This is a genomic window from Shewanella sp. SM68, from assembly GCF_025653925.1.
Taxonomy (GTDB): domain Bacteria; phylum Pseudomonadota; class Gammaproteobacteria; order Enterobacterales; family Shewanellaceae; genus Shewanella; species Shewanella oncorhynchi.
This window is the reverse complement of sequence record NZ_JAKKRU010000003.1, coordinates 85,423-102,241: the sequence shown is the minus strand read 5'-3', so window position 1 is coordinate 102,241 and position 16,819 is coordinate 85,423. Positions and strand designations below refer to the sequence as shown.

The 16,819-nt window shown below is 46.1% G+C and carries 13 protein-coding genes; 3 read left to right on the top strand and 10 right to left on the bottom strand.

The window, feature by feature from the left end:
• Positions 1 to 38 precede the first annotated feature (38 nt).
• The 9 genes from bamA to rpsB form a co-directional block, all read right to left on the bottom strand.
• Positions 39 to 2,519 (bottom strand): outer membrane protein assembly factor BamA, encoded by a 2,481-nt coding sequence (gene bamA / locus L5M40_RS06035; protein WP_028760601.1) that lies wholly within the window; start codon positions 2,517 to 2,519, stop codon positions 39 to 41.
• Between the two features lie 31 nt (positions 2,520 to 2,550).
• Positions 2,551 to 3,921, bottom strand: coding sequence for a sigma E protease regulator RseP (rseP, locus tag L5M40_RS06030; RefSeq protein WP_028760602.1), 1,371 nt, complete (start codon positions 3,919 to 3,921; stop codon positions 2,551 to 2,553).
• A 39-nt stretch (positions 3,922 to 3,960) separates the two neighbouring features.
• On the bottom strand, positions 3,961 to 5,151 hold the full coding sequence (gene ispC / locus L5M40_RS06025) for a 1-deoxy-D-xylulose-5-phosphate reductoisomerase (RefSeq protein ID WP_263138103.1): 1,191 nt from the start codon (positions 5,149 to 5,151) through the stop codon (positions 3,961 to 3,963).
• Between the two features lie 4 nt (positions 5,152 to 5,155).
• On the bottom strand, positions 5,156 to 6,013 hold the full coding sequence (locus L5M40_RS06020) for a phosphatidate cytidylyltransferase (RefSeq protein ID WP_219250179.1): 858 nt from the start codon (positions 6,011 to 6,013) through the stop codon (positions 5,156 to 5,158).
• A gap of 20 nt (positions 6,014 to 6,033) precedes the next feature.
• On the bottom strand, positions 6,034 to 6,861 hold the full coding sequence (locus tag L5M40_RS06015) for an isoprenyl transferase (protein ID WP_028760605.1): 828 nt from the start codon (positions 6,859 to 6,861) through the stop codon (positions 6,034 to 6,036).
• An 81-nt stretch (positions 6,862 to 6,942) separates the two neighbouring features.
• Complete coding sequence (gene frr / locus L5M40_RS06010) at positions 6,943 to 7,500, bottom strand: ribosome recycling factor (protein ID WP_012088724.1); 558 nt, start codon at positions 7,498 to 7,500, stop codon at positions 6,943 to 6,945.
• Between the two features lie 21 nt (positions 7,501 to 7,521).
• Positions 7,522 to 8,259 carry a UMP kinase gene (gene pyrH, locus L5M40_RS06005; protein ID WP_006080981.1) on the bottom strand — a complete coding sequence of 246 codons (738 nt, stop codon included), beginning with the start codon at positions 8,257 to 8,259 and terminating at the stop codon, positions 7,522 to 7,524.
• 68 nt (positions 8,260 to 8,327) lie between these two features.
• Positions 8,328 to 9,179, bottom strand: a complete 852-nt coding sequence (gene tsf, locus L5M40_RS06000; protein ID WP_028760606.1) for a translation elongation factor Ts — start codon at positions 9,177 to 9,179, stop codon at positions 8,328 to 8,330.
• Between the two features lie 120 nt (positions 9,180 to 9,299).
• Positions 9,300 to 10,028, bottom strand: a complete 729-nt coding sequence (gene rpsB / locus L5M40_RS05995; RefSeq protein WP_028760607.1) for a 30S ribosomal protein S2 — start codon at positions 10,026 to 10,028, stop codon at positions 9,300 to 9,302.
• A 283-nt stretch (positions 10,029 to 10,311) separates the two neighbouring features.
• Here rpsB and map point away from each other — a divergent pair, with 283 nt between their 5' ends.
• The 3 genes from map to dapD are packed head-to-tail and all read left to right on the top strand — an operon-like array spanning position 10,312 to position 14,607.
• Positions 10,312 to 11,142 (top strand): type I methionyl aminopeptidase, encoded by an 831-nt coding sequence (gene map / locus L5M40_RS05990; protein ID WP_226058787.1) that lies wholly within the window; start codon positions 10,312 to 10,314, stop codon positions 11,140 to 11,142.
• Between the two features lie 33 nt (positions 11,143 to 11,175).
• Positions 11,176 to 13,761 carry a bifunctional uridylyltransferase/uridylyl-removing protein GlnD gene (gene glnD, locus L5M40_RS05985; RefSeq protein WP_263175352.1) on the top strand — a complete coding sequence of 862 codons (2,586 nt, stop codon included), beginning with the start codon at positions 11,176 to 11,178 and terminating at the stop codon, positions 13,759 to 13,761.
• A gap of 21 nt (positions 13,762 to 13,782) precedes the next feature.
• Positions 13,783 to 14,607, top strand: coding sequence for a 2,3,4,5-tetrahydropyridine-2,6-dicarboxylate N-succinyltransferase (dapD, locus tag L5M40_RS05980; protein WP_028760609.1), 825 nt, complete (start codon positions 13,783 to 13,785; stop codon positions 14,605 to 14,607).
• A gap of 132 nt (positions 14,608 to 14,739) precedes the next feature.
• Here the strand turns inward: dapD and L5M40_RS05975 are convergent, their stop codons facing one another.
• Positions 14,740 to 16,671: an HD domain-containing phosphohydrolase gene (locus L5M40_RS05975; protein WP_263175353.1), complete on the bottom strand. Its 1,932-nt coding sequence runs from the start codon at positions 16,669 to 16,671 to the stop codon at positions 14,740 to 14,742.
• Between the last annotated feature and the right edge of the window lie 148 nt (positions 16,672 to 16,819).

Below are 16,819 nucleotides of genomic sequence, written 5' to 3'. Positions count from 1 at the left end.
CTTGTTATTGTCAGCAAAACTTGCCGAGTGTATGCCTTTTAAAAAGTTTTGCCAATATTGAAAGAGAAGATCTCCGTTTGGTCACCTTCATATTCTTTAAGCGGCCACGCCAAGCTGAACACCATAGGTCCCATAGGTGATAACCATTGAACACTCAAGCCCCAAGAGGCGCGCAGGCGAGCTGGATCACTATAGTCTTGTAACTTAGCAAACTCGTCCGCCGGAAGTGTTTGATATGACTCGTAATCAAACTCAGTATCCCAGACGTTACCCGCATCGACGAAGAAGCTAGTACGAACTGAGTTAGTGTAAGCCTCATCTAGGAATGGGGTTGGTACAATCAACTCCATACTTGCCGTTGCAAGGGCATTACCACCGATAGAGCGGCCAGAACTGACTTGGATACTATTAGGATCGCCAGGCAAGCTACAGCCATCGCCCGATGGATCCGGTGCACACGGCTCACTACCTCGATAGAGATAGAATGAACGTGGACCTACAGAGTTCGACTTAAAGCCACGTAGCGAACTACTACCACCTGAGTAATAGTTTTCCCAGAAAGGTAAAATTTGGTCATTATCATTAAATTGACCATAACCGTTACCATAACCTAATCGACCACGGGCCAAGAGCACAACGCTCTGACTGCGGTTAACAGGGAAATAGTAGTTAGTGTCAAAGTCTGTCTTAAAATACTGTAAATCAGACCCTGGCGAAGTCATTTTGCCGTTCAGACGCTGGGACGAGCCATCTGTTGGGAAAGTGCCACGGTTCAAGGTGCTACGATACCAGCCCAGACTGAGTTCAAAGTTATCGAAACTTAAGTCCGCGTTTGGATCGTCATCACGATAGATGTTATAGAAACGCAGCGCCTGCTCATAAGCTGAGATCTCAGAAATCGTGTTATGACGATAGCCAATACCACCATTGATACGGTTGTATTCGTTAATCGGGAAACCCGAGTTAAGCGCCACACCATACGAACTGTTTTTATAGCGTTCTAAGTTAGCTTCATTGGCGTCAAACTCACTCCAATAAACGCTCCCGCCTAAACTCACACCGTCTTTTGTCCAGTACGGATCGGTATAGGATAAGTTAACGTTTTTAGAGTACTTGTTGGTGCTCAAGCTAATACCCGCTTGATTACCTGTACCTAAGAAGTTGTTTTGTTGTACACCAAACTGCAAGCTCAGGCCTGATTCAGTACCATAACCGACACCCGCGTTAAATGAGCCCGATGGCTGCTCTTTCACTTTAACCGCAACATCAACTAAGTCATCAGTACCCGGCACTTGAATGGTTTCAGTGTCAACGGTTTCGAAGAAGCCCAAACGGTTAAGACGCGCTTTAGATTGCTCAACTTGCGCTGAGTTTAACCAAGCCCCTTCCATCTGACGCAGCTCACGGCGCATCACTTCATCTTTAGTCACTGTGTTACCAGTGAAGTTAATCGCCCGTACGTAAACACGTTTACCCGGTTTAACATTGATGTTTAAGGTGACTTCTTTAGTCTTATCATCAATTTCTGGGTAGGTTTTGACTTCAGGGTAAGCATAACCGAAGCGGCCTAAATACTTGCTGTACATTTCTTCGGTGAAAGTCACATCACCGCCGTTGTACATATCACCCGCTTTGATTGGCAGAATTGATTTCATCAACTCTTCACGACCCATCAAATCACCCGTCAGGTTTACTTCTTTAACTTTATATTTCTCACCTTCGTCTACGTTGATGGTGATATATAAACCTTTACGGTCAGGCGTCATAGCCACTTGAGTCGAAGTGACTTCGAAGCGGATATAACCTTTATTGTGGTAATAGGTTTTGATGGTCTCTAGATCGGCCTGCAGCTTTTGCTTCTGATAACGGCGTTCGCCGAACAGATCCCACCAAGCCACATAATCTTTAAGTTCCAGCATGCCAATCAACTCAGCATCGGTGAACTCATGATTACCGACCACGTTAATTTGGCGGATTTCGGCCGCTAAACCTTCGGTAAACTTAAATTTCAGCTCAACCCGATTACGGGGTAAGTTAATCACTTGGGCTTCCACTTTCGCGCCGTATTTACCCACGCCGTAGTAGAAATCCTGCAGACCCTTTTCAATACCGGTCAACATAGTGCGATCGAGCGACTCACCGACTTTAACGCCAGAACCGTCCAGACTTTCCTGTAACTGTTCGTCTTTAATGTCTTTGTTGCCATCGAATGTCACGGCACTAATAGTTGGACGTTCAGTGACTTTCACCACTAATACACCGCCATCTCGGCTCACGGAGACATTTTCAAAGTTAGTCGATGCATACAAGCTTTTAATCGCTTGCTGGATTCTTAACTGGTCAACAGTGTCACCTACTTTTACTGGTAAGCTTAACAAGGCAGCACCGAGTGCAACTCGTTGCAAACCTTCAACTTGGATGTCGGTCACTTCAAACGGTTGGAAAGTATCTGCCAACACAGTCCCTGAAAACGACGCACCGACGAATAACATCGAGGCAAAAAGTTTATTCAATCTCATAGAGCACTTCTAATTATTAGTCTGTCCTTGCTCAGAGTCGGGCAAAATCATTGAAAAGCGCAACGCTCATCAACATCAGCAGTATTGCTGCCCCAAATCTGAATCCTATTTCCTGCACCTTTTCAGGTACAGGTTTACCAGTTATTACTTCAATAAAGTAATACAGCAGGTGTCCCCCATCGAGCACAGGTAAAGGCAGCAAGTTAATGATGCCTAAATTGACGCTGATGAGCGCGAGGAACCCGAGAAAATAGACCAAGCCATAGTTTGCACTACTGCCCGCACCCTGTGCGATCGAAATGGGTCCACTCAGGTTTTTCACCGACACATCGCCGGTAAATAATTTGCCAATCATCTTAAAGCTCACAGCAACAAGTTGCCATGTTTTATCCGCTGCTATACCGAAAGAATCGATTGGTCCATATTCAAGTTGTAAACGCATATTGTCTGGCCATTGTGCTTGGGTTGGGCTCACCCCGAGCATACCTATCTCTTGGCCATCGGCATTTTTACTGCTTAAGGGTGTCACTGCCACATTAAACTGTTCGCCATTGCGACGCACAGTTAAACTCACAGGCACATTGGCAGAATGTTGAATAATGTCAACAAAAGCCTGCCAATCGGTATAATTTTTACCATTTATAGCAACTAAGGTGTCACCGACTTTTAGCTCACTATTCGCAGCGGCACTGTCAGGACTAATTGCAGCAATGGTGGGAACGATTTCGGGACGATAAATCCCTAACCCTAATGCCGTAATCGGGGATTCTTTTTCAGGATCAAAACGCCAATTACGCGTATCTAAGGTATAAGACCGCGCACTAGAGTCTAAACCTTGCAAACCATTCAATGGCGTTAGCGATACACTCAGACTTTCATCACCTATGTGGCCGACTAAAGCTAAATTCACCTCTTCCCAGTTACGCACAGCCTGACCGGAAATGGCCGTTATTTGCATTGGCTCTGTGATTTGAATTTGCGCAGCAGCAGTCCCGGGTGTCGTCGAGGTAATCACAGGCTTAAGTGATGGCACACCAATCAGATACATAAAATACAGGGCAACGATGGCAAAAATAAAATTCGCAATCGGGCCAGCGGCCACAATCGCAATACGTTGCCATACAGTTTTACGATTGAACGCTTGATCTTTTAATTCATCGGGAACGTCTTCAACACGCTCATCGAGCATTTTGACATAGCCACCAAGGGGGATCATGGCTAACACATATTCAGTGCCGTCTTTACCAACACGGCGCCAAATAGCCTTACCAAAACCAATGGAGAAACGTTCGACTTTCACGCCACAACGTCGCGCGATATAGAAATGGCCGTATTCGTGGGCAGTAATTAACAGACCCAGTGCAACGATGAAAGAACCTAAGTTCCATAAAAAATCTAACATCCCACTCCTTACGTTATAAATTTAATCACTCAGCTATTGCTAAGCGATGCTTGCTAATGTCTCACGCGCATAGACGCGGGTTTGCGCATCTAAGGCTAAAATATCTTCTATGCTGCCCATAGGACGTTTAGGCACAGTGACTAAACAAGCCTCATTCACTTTTGCAATTTGCGTAAAACCAATTTGCCCCTGCAAGAATGCTTCAACAGCGACCTCATTGGCAGCATTTAATACGGTTGTTGCCTCTTGGCCTTGGGCACACGCCTCCATAGCCAAAGCCAAACAAGGGAAACGTTCAAAATCAGGTTCATAAAAGCTTAACTGTCCGACTTTGAAAAAATCTAAAGGTTCAACGCCCGAATGAATTCTTTGCGGATAAGCCATGCAATGGGCAATCGGTGTGCGCATATCAGGGTTACCCATTTGGGCGATAACCGAACCATCACGGTACTGCACCATAGAGTGGATCACGCTTTGCGGATGAATAACCACTTTAAGTTGCTCAGCCTGAGTGTTAAACAACCACCGCGCCTCAATGAACTCTAAACCCTTATTCATCATAGTGGCGGAGTCAACAGAGATTTTAGGTCCCATGGACCAATTAGGGTGTTTACAGGCTTGGGCAGGCGTCATGGCCGCAAGTGTCGCAAGATCCGACCGCAGGAAAGGTCCGCCAGAACCGGTTAACAAAATATGGGATATACCCGACGCAGCTAAATCGCAACGGCCGAGGTTAGCCTGTACTTCTAGGGGTAAACATTGAAAGATAGCATTATGCTCACTGTCCACGGGCAAGAGCACAGCACCAGAGCGCTTAGTCGCCTCAATAAACAACTCACCCGACATGACTAAAGCTTCTTTATTGGCCAGTAATACTCGCTTTCCCGCCTTCACGGCTTCAAGGGTTGGTACTAGCCCTGCCGCCCCGACAATCGCTGCCATTACAGTATCCACTTCGGCAGCCGTCACTAAACCGAGTAAATCGTTTATGCCAGTAGTGACTTGGATATTGAGCGCAGCGGGTAAAACGGCGCGTAACTGTTTCGCAGCCTCTTCATCCACCATATGCGCGACTTTCGGTTTATGGGCTACACACAAAGCCAGCATCTTATCAACGCTCGCATTGGCCACCAATCCATAGATGCTATAAGCCAATGGATTAGCCGAAATCACGCTTAAGGTACTAGCACCAATTGAACCGGTAGCACCCAAAATCACCATATTTTGCATAGCGTTACATCCAGAATGCAATGTAGATCAGGGTAAACACCGGCAAGGCTGCAGTCAGGCTGTCGATGCGGTCGAGCACGCCGCCGTGACCGGGCAAAATAGTGCCAGAATCTTTAATACAGGCCGCACGCTTAAACATACTCTCAGATAAATCGCCCAGCGCTGACACTAAAGCAACAAATAAGGTCACTGCCACAACTAAACCCAGTTCTTGCTCTGGCGAATAATACATAACACCTGCAACCACGAGCATAGTCGTCACTAAACCACCAACTAGGCCTTCCAAGGTTTTAGCAGGGCTCACTGCAGGCATCAGTTTCGTTTTACCTATCGCTTTACCGACGAAGTAAGCCCCAGAATCTGCGGCCCACACAATCAACATCACTAACAGTACTAACACTGGGCCGTAATAGGGTGAAGTTTGTGAGCTAATGGATTTGAGTGCGATAAGAGCAACAAAGCAAGGCACTAAGGTTAACTGTCCAAACATGGACTTAAACATAGGATTCTTTTGCCAGAACTTAGCGCTTTTAGGATAAGTTACCACTAATAATAGTGATGCTAACCACCAGAATGCACCAATATAGAGAATGGCCAAATAGATAGGATGTAACTGGTGGCTTAACCAAACTGCATCAATTGGCACAATCAGATTAATTGCCACCAATAGAATGCCGACTGTGAAGGTAAAGCTCCACTGAGTGACATCACACTGATTATCGATAATTCTTCCCCATTCCTTTGCTGCAATAAGGAAGACGGCAACCAAGGCCCAGGCGAAGTAGCTGGCAGGGAGCAAAAATATCGCCCCCAAAACTAATGGAACTAACCAAATTGCTGTTATTATTCGTTGTTTTAGCAAAAAAAATCCCTCATGAGGTTTTACAATGCACGCATCTCATCAATCTGACTTCCAGTCAGACCAAAACGGCGCTGGCGACTTGCAAAAATGGCTATCGCTTCATGAAAAGCCTGTTCATCGAAATCAGGCCAAAGGGTGTCGGTAAACACCAATTCTGCATAGGCCGCCTGCCACAGCACAAAATTGCTGATGCGACAGTCCCCGCCCGTGCGGATCATTAAATCAACTTCACTCTGATTTTGCATGCACAAATGTGCACTTAAGGCTTCTTCGGTGAACTGACTGCTGGTCATTTCGCCAGTTTCGACCTTTTCCGCTAATTTTTGTGCTGCTTGAAGTATGTCCCAACGGCCACCATAGTTAGCCGCAACATTCAGAACCAAGCCAGTATTGCGAGATGTCTTCTCTTGAGCAGCAGCAATTTGTTTCTGTAATCGCGCCGAAAAGCGGCTGATATCGCCAATAATGTTGAGCTTAACCTGATTCTTATCCAGCAATTTAATTTCGCGCTGTAATACGGTAAAAAACAACTCCATCAGCAAGCTGACTTCTTTATCGGGTCTACGCCAATTCTCGCTAGAAAATGCGAATAAGGTTAGCGATTCAATGCCTAATTGGCTTGCCGTGCTTACGGCTCTTCTAACGGCCTTAACACCAGCCTTATGTCCCATCACTCGTGGTTTACCTTGGGTTTGTGCCCAACGCCCATTGCCATCCATGATAATAGCAACATGCTTAGGTAACGACTGTTTCACGAGTTCGGGTAATTGTCCCGGCAAGGTCGTTTGAGTGTATAAATCACTCTCACTCGTCCTAGGGTGCGGATCAAGTTCCACTGTGGATGACATCTAATACAGCCCTTTAAAATAGACAAACGCCGTGTAGTATACCCCTACACGGCGCATCAACTCTAGCTTATCGAACTGAGATTAGACTTCCATCAACTCAATTTCTTTGGCCGCTAAAATCTCATCGACCTTTTTAATGTGAGCATCGGTGAACTTTTGCACTTCTTCTTCACTGCGACGCACATCATCTTCAGTACAAGCTTTAGCTTTTTCAAGCTTTTTCACTTCAGAAATAGCATCACGACGCACGTTACGGATAGCAATACGACCGTTTTCAGCTTCGTTACGCACCACTTTGATGAAGTCTTTACGACGTTCTTCAGTCAACGCGGGTAATGGAATACGTAATGTCGCGCCAGCTGACATAGGATTCAGACCTAAATCAGAGCTCATAATAGCCTTTTCAACGGCTTGGATAGCACTACGGTCAAACACAGTCACAGACAGAGTGCGTGAATCTTCAACGCCCACGTTAGCCACTTGGTTTAGTGGCGTCATAGTGCCGTAGTAAGAGACTTGAATGGAATCCAACAGGCTTGGGTGGGCACGACCGGTACGCACTTTTGCCATTTGGTTTTTAGTCGCGTCAACGCATTTACCCATACGCTCTTGCGCATCTTTCTTAATGTTCTCAATCACGTTAAATGTCCTTCTTGGTCATTAAATAACTTTTTTCGCTCTGATCAGCGTGCCTTCTTCTTCACCCATGATAACGCGGCGTAGAGCGCCAGGCTTATTCATGTTGAAGACTAAAATAGGCATGTCGTGATCACGCGCCATAGTAAAGGCGGCTAAGTCCATTACTTTTAATTCTTTTTCCAGAATTTCCGCATAAGTCACTTCATCATACTTAACAGCATCTGGGTTCTTCATTGGGTCTTCAGAGTATACACCGTCGACTTTAGTGCCTTTCAATACGACTTCAGCTTCGATTTCAATGCCGCGTAAACAGGCCGCAGAATCGGTCGTGCAGAAAGGATTACCTGTACCGGCAGCAAAAATAACCACTCGGCCAGATTTTAGCAAGCTGATCGCTTCAGCCCAATTGTAATCATCACACACACCCTTTAACGGGATAGCTGACATCAGACGAGCATTAACATAGGCACGGTGCAGGGCGTCTCGCATTGCCAAGCCGTTCATAACCGTTGCCAGCATACCCATGTGATCGCCCACCACACGGTTCATGCCTGCTTTTGCTAGGCCTTCACCGCGAAACAGATTACCACCACCAATAACCACACCCACCTGAATACCCAGCTCAACCAGCTCTTTCACTTCCTGAGCCATGCGATCTAATACTTTAGGGTCGATGCCGAAGCCTTCGTCGCCCATCAGTGCTTCGCCACTTAATTTAAGAAGAATGCGTCTAAATGCGGGTTTTGGATTGGTGCTCATAATTTTTATCCTGGTCATAACAAGACCGCAGCTATTGCCGCGGTCTTGGGGGTATTTAGCGTTGGCGATTAAGCCTTTTTAGAAGCAGCGATTTGAGCAGCAACTTCAGCCGCGAAATCTTCTTCTTTCTTCTCAATACCTTCACCCACTTCTAAACGAATGAAGTTAGTGACTTTAGCGCCTTTCTCTTTCAGAATTTCGCCAACAGTTTTCTTTGGTTCCATGATGTAAGCTTGACCAGTCAGAGAAATCTCACCGGTGAACTTCTTCATACGACCAAGAACCATCTTCTCAGCGATCTCTGCCGATTTGCCTTCGTTCATTGACATTTCGATTTGCAGAGCTTGTTCTCTTGCAACGATTTCTGCAGGAACATCTTCTGGGTTCACGTATTCAGGCTTAGAAGCAGCAACGTGCATTGCGATGTGCTTTAAGGTTTCTTCGTCAGCTTCACCGGCAACAACAACGCCAATGCGCTCACCGTGACGGTATGAAGATAGGTTTGCACCATCGATGTACTCAACACGACGAATGTTGATGTTTTCACCGATTTTAGTTACCAATGCAACGCGTGCATCTTCAAACTGTGCTTTTAAATCTTCAAGAGTCACTTTAGATGCAGCAGCGGCATCTAATACTGCGTTCGCGAATGCTAAGAAGTTTGAATCTTTAGCAACGAAGTCAGTTTGACAGTTAACTTCTAATAGCGCAGCGAAACCTTCGCCATTCTTGATCAGAATTGTACCGTCAGCAGCGATGTTACCCGCTTTTTTAGCCGCTTTAGCAGCGCCAGACTTACGCATGTTGTCAATTGCTAACTCCATGTCGCCGTTAGCTTCTGTCAGAGCGTTTTTACAATCCATCATGCCTGCGCCAGTACGGTCGCGCAGTTCTTTAACTTGGGCAGCAGTAATTGCCATTGTTAAATCCTCTATAAAAAATCGACTAATTTGCAGATATAAAACAGGGGCCGAATGGCCCCTGTTAACCAATCAAAAATCTTGGTTAATAAGGGTGATGATAATCATCCCGCCTTATTATTATTCGGCTTCTACGAAACCGTCTTGCTCAGCTTGAACAGCCAAATCTTGACCACGGCCAGCTTTTGCAGCAGCAGCAACAGAAGAAGTGTACAGGCGGATAGCACGCATAGCGTCGTCGTTACCAGGAACGATGTAGTTAACACCATCTGGCGCAGAGTTAGTATCAACAACTGCAACAACAGGGATACCCAGGTTGTTAGCTTCTTTAATAGCGATATGCTCATGGTCAGCACCAATGACGAATAATACGTCTGGCAGGCCGCCCATGTTTTTAATACCACCTAAAGATTTTTCCAGCTTTTCAAGCTCACGAGTACGCATCAGCGCTTCTTTCTTGGTCAGCTTGTCGAAAGTACCGTCTACTGATTGGCTTTCCAGTTCTTTCAGACGTTTGATTGACTGACGAACGGTTTTCCAGTTAGTCAGCATACCGCCTAACCAGCGGTGATCAACATAGTACTGGTCACAAGACAGAGCAGCTTCTTTGATCGCTTCGCCAGCAGCACGTTTAGTACCAACGAATAATACTTTACCTTTCTTTGAAGCTACGTTGCTGATGAAAGCTAGCGCTTCATTGAACATTGGCACAGTATGCTCAAGGTTGATGATGTGAACACCGTTGCGAGCACCGAAAATGAATGGCTTCATTTTTGGGTTCCAGTAACGGGTTTGGTGACCGAAGTGGACACCGGCCTGAAGCATATCGCGCATTGAAACTGTAGTCATTTCTATTACCTTAAAATTTAGGGGGTTAGACCTCCACGTATCCCATGTCTTCGACCCCTTATATAACAACTGAGGGCACCCCGAAGAATGTGTCGACACGTGTGTGATTTAGTATTTAGACAAATAGCCATGTATAATGACCGCCATCTTTAGTCTTGCAAGTATCAAAGCAGCGCAAAAGCTGGCTTGGACAATTCATCAAGACTTAAACATAACGGCGCGCTTTATACCATAAATAGCCCTAAAGCACAAATTTTTGCATTAGGTTGCGTGGCCAACAGACATTAAAGACACAAGAGAAAACGCAATGAGTATAGTCATCAAGACCGCTGAAGAAATTGAAAAAATGCGTGCTGCGGGCAAACTAGCCGCACAGGTATTAGAAATGATCGCGCCGCATGTTAAACCGGGCGTGACCACCAATGAGCTCAATGACCTCTGCGCCAAATATACCGAAGAGCAAGGTGCGATTTCGGCGCCGCTTAACTACCATGGTTTTCCTAAATCCATTTGTACTTCTGTAAACCATGTGATTTGCCACGGCATTCCAAACGACAACCCACCATTGAAAGAAGGCGATATCCTCAATATCGACATCACAGTGATTAAAGACGGTTATCACGGCGATACCTCGATGATGTTTTTAATCGGTGAAGTGAGCGCGAAGGACAAACGTCTGTGCCGCATTGCGCAAGAAAGCTTGTATTTGGCTATTCGTAAGGTGCGTCCAGGTTTAAAACTGGGTGAAATTGGCAATACTATCGAAAAATTCATCAAAGCAAGTAAAACAGGCCTTGAGAAATATTCCATCGTGCAAGATTATTGTGGCCACGGTATTGGCTCGGGTTTCCATGAGGAACCTCAGGTTATGCATTACCGTAACGGCGATAACACTGTATTACGCCCAGGCATGTGTTTCACCATTGAACCTATGATCAATGCTGGTCGCCACACGACCATACTCGATCGCGATGATAAGTGGACGGTAACGACCTCCGATGGTAAAAATTCAGCCCAGTGGGAACATACCTTACTGGTGACTGAAAAAGGGGTTGAAGTACTTACCCTGCGTGAGGATGAGGATTTCCCACGTATCATCAATCACGAGCGATAGGCCATACTAACAAGCATAAAAACAAGGGACTCGATGAATATAGCTCTGCTCGCTAAACAATCATTAATCGAACAGAATCAGATTCTTTTGGCCAGTTTTAAGGCTAAAACCCCGATTGAAGAGCTCGTCACGCAGCGCTGTCAATTTGTCGATGCCCTTGTCAAGCAAGCTTGGGAACAGCACGGTCTAAGGGAATATGATATTGCCTTGATTGCCGTGGGCGGCTATGGCCGTGGGGAGCTGCATCCCCACTCAGATGTCGACTTGCTGTTCCTGTTTAATGATATCTTGTCACCCGCCGCCGAAGCGGCACTCAGTCAGTTTATTGCCTTTCTGTGGGATGCCAATCTGGAAATCGGCCACAGTGTCCGTACGTTAAACGACACGATTATCCTCGGCCGTGAAGACATCACCATAGCCACCAATCTGTTAGAGGCACGATTGCTCGAAGGGCCCGAATTTTTATTCGATCAACTTTATGATGCGATTCGTCAGAGTGACTTTTGGACTTCAAGCGATTTTTTTATCGCAAAACGGGATGAGCAAAATGCCCGCCATGCCAGAGCCAGCGCCTTCGATTTAGAACCCAATATCAAGAGTTGTCCCGGTGGTCTTAGGGATATTCAAACCATTGCTTGGGTAGCCATGCGTCACTTTGGCGCCGCTCGCCTCGAAGAATTAGTCCAATACGACTTTTTAGAGTCTGGTGAGCTAGAAGAGCTGCTCGAATGTCAGCACTTTTTGTGGAAGATACGCTTTGCCCTGCACATGGTGGTCGGTCGCGATGAAAATCGCTTACTCTTTGATGTACAGCGCCAAGTTGCCGAGCTAATGGGGTATGAAGACGCCACCCAGCTTGCTGTTGAGCAAATGATGAAACGTTACTATCGCACGGTACGCCGAGTGATGGAGCTAAACGAAATGTTGCTGCAGCTGTTTAAACGGGCAACATTAGGCCATACAAAAGCTTTAGAAATTCAATCGATAGATAAACACTACCAGCGCCGTGGCACTTTTATTGAAGCGCTAAGCGATGATCTTTTCGATAGCGGCGAAGAAATTGTCCGGCTGTTTTTGTTAGTCGCTAAAAACTCCAACATCAAAGGCATTTACGCACCAACGCTGCGTTCGCTGCGCCGAGCAAGACGCGCACAATCTCAAGCCTTGCAAGAAAACCCGCTTTGTCGCCAAGCCTTTATGGAAATTCTGCGCCACCCTCGCGGCATTGTTGCTTTGTCTTTAATGCATAAACACGGCGTGTTATCGGCCTATTTACCCGCATGGCGAAATATTGAAGGCCAAATGCAGTTCGACCTGTTCCACGCCTATACGGTCGATGAACACACCCACAGATTACTGCTCAATATCGAGCGTTTTTCCCAAGCCGAACAAAAAGAAGAATTTCCCTTAGGCTCGATTCTCATCAACCAACTGCCTAAAAAAGGTTTACTCGTATTAGGCGCTATCTTCCACGATATCGCCAAAGGTCGCGGTGGCGATCACAGTAAACTAGGCTCAAGCGATGCCCTCGCCTTTTGTAAGCTGCACGGGTTAAACGATCACGATGGCCGTCTAGTCGCTTGGCTGGTTGAAAATCATCTGGTGATGTCTGTCACCGCCCAGCGCCGCGATATTTCCGATCCCGATGTGGTGGCCGACTTTGCCAATAAAGTCCGCGATGCCGTGCATTTAAGCTATCTGTACTGCTTAACCGTCGCCGATATCTGCGCCACCAACGAAAAAACCTGGAACAACTGGAAAGGCTCACTGCTGCGCGATTTGTACTTTTCGACCCAAAGAGTGCTCGCCCGCGGTAAAGAAAAACCCGTCGATATTCGTGCCAGAGTGCGTGAATACCAAGCCAAGGCAAAAAAAGAGCTGCTGCGCCGCGGATTGAAAGAGAAAGATCTCGATGCCCTGTGGCAACGTTTTAAGGCAGATTACTTTTTACGCCACCAGCCAAATCAAGTCGCGTGGCACGCCGAAGCGATTTTAAAGCACAAACAACAGGATGAGCCTTTAGTCTTAGTGTCCAAACACACCACCCGTGGTGGTACTGAGCTATTTGTCTATTGCCAAGACAGACCTAAATTGTTCGCAACTGTGATGGCGGTACTCGACAATAAAAATATCAACGTCCATGATGCCAACATCATGACGTCAAAAGATAATTATGCCCTCGATACCTTTGTGATCTTAGAGCAAGATGGTGAGCCCGTTAGCCAGCTTTCACGCATCCAAAGTATCCGTAAGGCGCTTGAGAAAGCCCTGTCGAGCGACAGTCCAAAACTACCGCGCTTTAGAAAACTATCGCGCAAAATGAAACCTTTTAATGTGCCGACACAAGTGAGTTTCCTCGAAAGCAGTCGTCATGGTACAAGTATGATGGAGCTTATCGCCTTAGATTCTCCAGGATTACTGGCAAAAGTCGGGGATATCTTTTACCGTTGCAACACAACATTACTTGCGGCCAAAATCACCACCATTGGTGAGCGAGCCGAAGACTTTTTTATGCTGCAGACCAATGACGGCTTGCAACTTAACGAAACCCAAGAGAATACCCTCAGGGACGCTTTAATCAGTGCCCTGAGTGCAAAGAATATCGAATCAGTTAATTAACGAGACCAGTGGGAGAAGTAAATGGAGGCTTTACGCCAACGTATTGAGGCGGCTTTTGAAGCGCGCGCCGACATCACACCAAGCACAGTTGACGCCGGTGTGCGCAGCGATGTGCAAAATGTCATCAATATGCTCGATAAAGGTGAAGTCCGTGTCGCCGAGAAAATCGACGGACAATGGCATGTGCACCAATGGCTGAAAAAGGCGGTATTACTGTCCTTCCGTATTTTCGATAACGTGGTTATCGATGGCGCCGAAACCAAATACTTCGACAAAGTGCCGTTAAAATTTGCCGAATATGATGAAGCCCGCTTTAAAGCGGAAGCCATTCGTGTAGTGCCTTCGGCGACAGTACGTAAAGGCTCATTTATCGGTAAAAATACCGTGTTGATGCCATCCTATGTGAACTTAGGTGCCTATGTTGATGAAGGCACTATGGTTGACACTTGGGCGACAGTTGGCTCATGTGCACAAATCGGTAAAAACGTGCATTTATCTGGCGGCGTAGGTATTGGTGGCGTACTTGAGCCATTGCAAGCGGGCCCAACCATCATCGAAGATAACTGCTTTATCGGTGCACGTTCTGAGATTGTTGAAGGCGTTGTGGTTGAAGAAGGCTCAGTGATTTCTATGGGCGTGTATATCGGCCAAAGCACTCGAATTTACGATCGCGAAACTGGCGAAGTGCATTACGGTCGTGTACCAGCAGGCTCTGTTGTTGTTTCTGGCAACCTGCCATCAGCCTGTGGCAAATACAGCCTCTATGCCGCTATTATCGTTAAGAAAGTCGATGCAAAAACCCGCAGTAAAGTGGGTATCAACGAATTACTGCGTATTGTTGATTAACAGTCACTGCATTTGTTCGATAACATGAGTTCCATAAAAAGATGCCTAAGGGCATCTTTTTATTATCAGAACTATTTAACCTACGATTAAGCGATTACTGCCCAGCTTTATAATAACTGTTTAATAAAGTACTTAAATCAAGCGCTCTACTTCACGAAATGCATTTCTCGTCATGGCAATGGCCCGCCAGCCGATAATCCCCAACGGCTGCTGCGCTTTGTTCACCACCACAAGATATTCTGAGTCTAGTAAATTCAACTGCAGTAATGCATCTTCCGATGTGGCCACCTCACTGATAATAGGCACTGAATGCTCCATGATCTGATGGGCTTTTTTATGTAAAGATGTCCTATCCTGTTCACGCTCCGCCGCAGTGCCAAGTAATGGGCTAAACCAATGTTCCAGTAAGCGGCTGGTGATCACCCCAAGTATCTTATGTTGCTCATCCAATACCACTGCCACCTTAGCATGGGCAGTCGTAAGTAAACGCTTAATATCAACTAACTCATGGTCGAGTGAAATCGTGACTAAAGGTTCAAGCGGCGCAGCACCAATATGATCGCTAATACTCAACTCTCGATTAATCAAAATCGCTAAACAAGTTTCGACTATCTCAGGGTCAAAAAGTGTCCCTTTACCCGCACGCAGCACTTCAGTCATTTTCTCCAGCCCTAACGATGGGCGATAAGGCCTGTGGGACAATATCGAATCGGCAACATCGGCGACGGCAATAATTTTCGCCTCATATAAAATGGCCTTATCCTTTAAGCCCGCGGGATAACCTGAGCCATCGAGCCGCTCATGATGCTGTAAAATCATCTCTTTAATGGGCCAAGGAAACTCCACATCCTCAATAATTTCAGCACCATGTAATGGGTGAGTCTGAATTAATGCGTATTCTTCTTTTGAAAGTTTTGACGGTTTTGTCAAAATCTGTGATGGAATCGCTAACTTGCCGATATCATGGACTAAGGCACCAATCTTCAGCCCTTCTAAACGCAGCGGGTCTAAACCTAATTTCTCACCAATCAAATAACTTAATTGCGCCACCGACTTTTGATGCCCTGCGGTATAGGCATCTTTCAGTTCTAATGCCTCAGAAATAGCACTAATAAGCTGGGTTAACGATTGAGATAATTGCTCTTTTTGCGCTTTAATGATTTTGGACTGGCGGGATACCGCGCGCAATGTGCGTGGTAGTTCAATGCTGTGCCATAAAATGCTGGCAAAAATCAGTAATGATCTCGCATCATTACGACTATAAGGCTCGTTACGGTCGACCACGCACAGCATGCCCACTAAGCGACTGCGAAATAAAATCGGCACCGCCAAGTAACGCCCTCCAAGTAGCAGTTTATCTAAGGGCAAATCCCCTAAGCGCCTTTGGGAGTCGGTTTGGTTTTGGATGATCGGCTTATAATCTCGCACACATTCGAGCCATACGCGGCTTTCAAGTTCAGACACTTGGGTATTATCTTCAACAAAATCGGCTTGATTAGCCTCTGCGTGGGGATACTCAGAACGCGCGGCGAGTGTGAGTGTTTTTAACTTTTCGTTATGCAACAGAATAAAGCCATATCGACTGCCAGTGAGCGACATCGCCTTAGAAACTGCAACTTTAAATACTTCTTCTTGGGAGGATTTAATCACATCTTCAATGTGTTGCAGCCAAGCATCGCTGGCTTGAATCGCTCGACGATAATCCGAGTGCAACTCCTTCATCTGCGGATCTTCAAAATTGATGTCGGATAGAATCAAGTACCATCCCATTTCAGGCAAAGAATGCAGCGCGAGATGCACACGTATGCCGCGATGATCTTGTAATTGAAAACCGATTTCTTGGCCGCGTCGCCTCACTATATCGGCGCATAGTTCAGCATTAAAAGCACTAAACAATTGGCTAATGGGTTGATTAATGATTTGCGCCGCAGAGCGTTTGCAACGGCTGTAAAAGGCTTGGCTCATCCGTAGCACACAAAACTGCTCATCTAGCTGTGCCCAAGATAAATTCAAACTATCGGGCAAGTCTTTCATTCCAACGATAAGGCTTTGACGAGTTGACATCCAGCACTCCGACCTGTAATTCGAGCATGGGCAATACACTATACCGCTATGTTCACCCCAATGTGAGCACTATAAAATCTCCAATAAACATAATGATAGCTGATTTCATGACAGACGCGGGTTAAAATAAATGCCGCTGAATGTCATG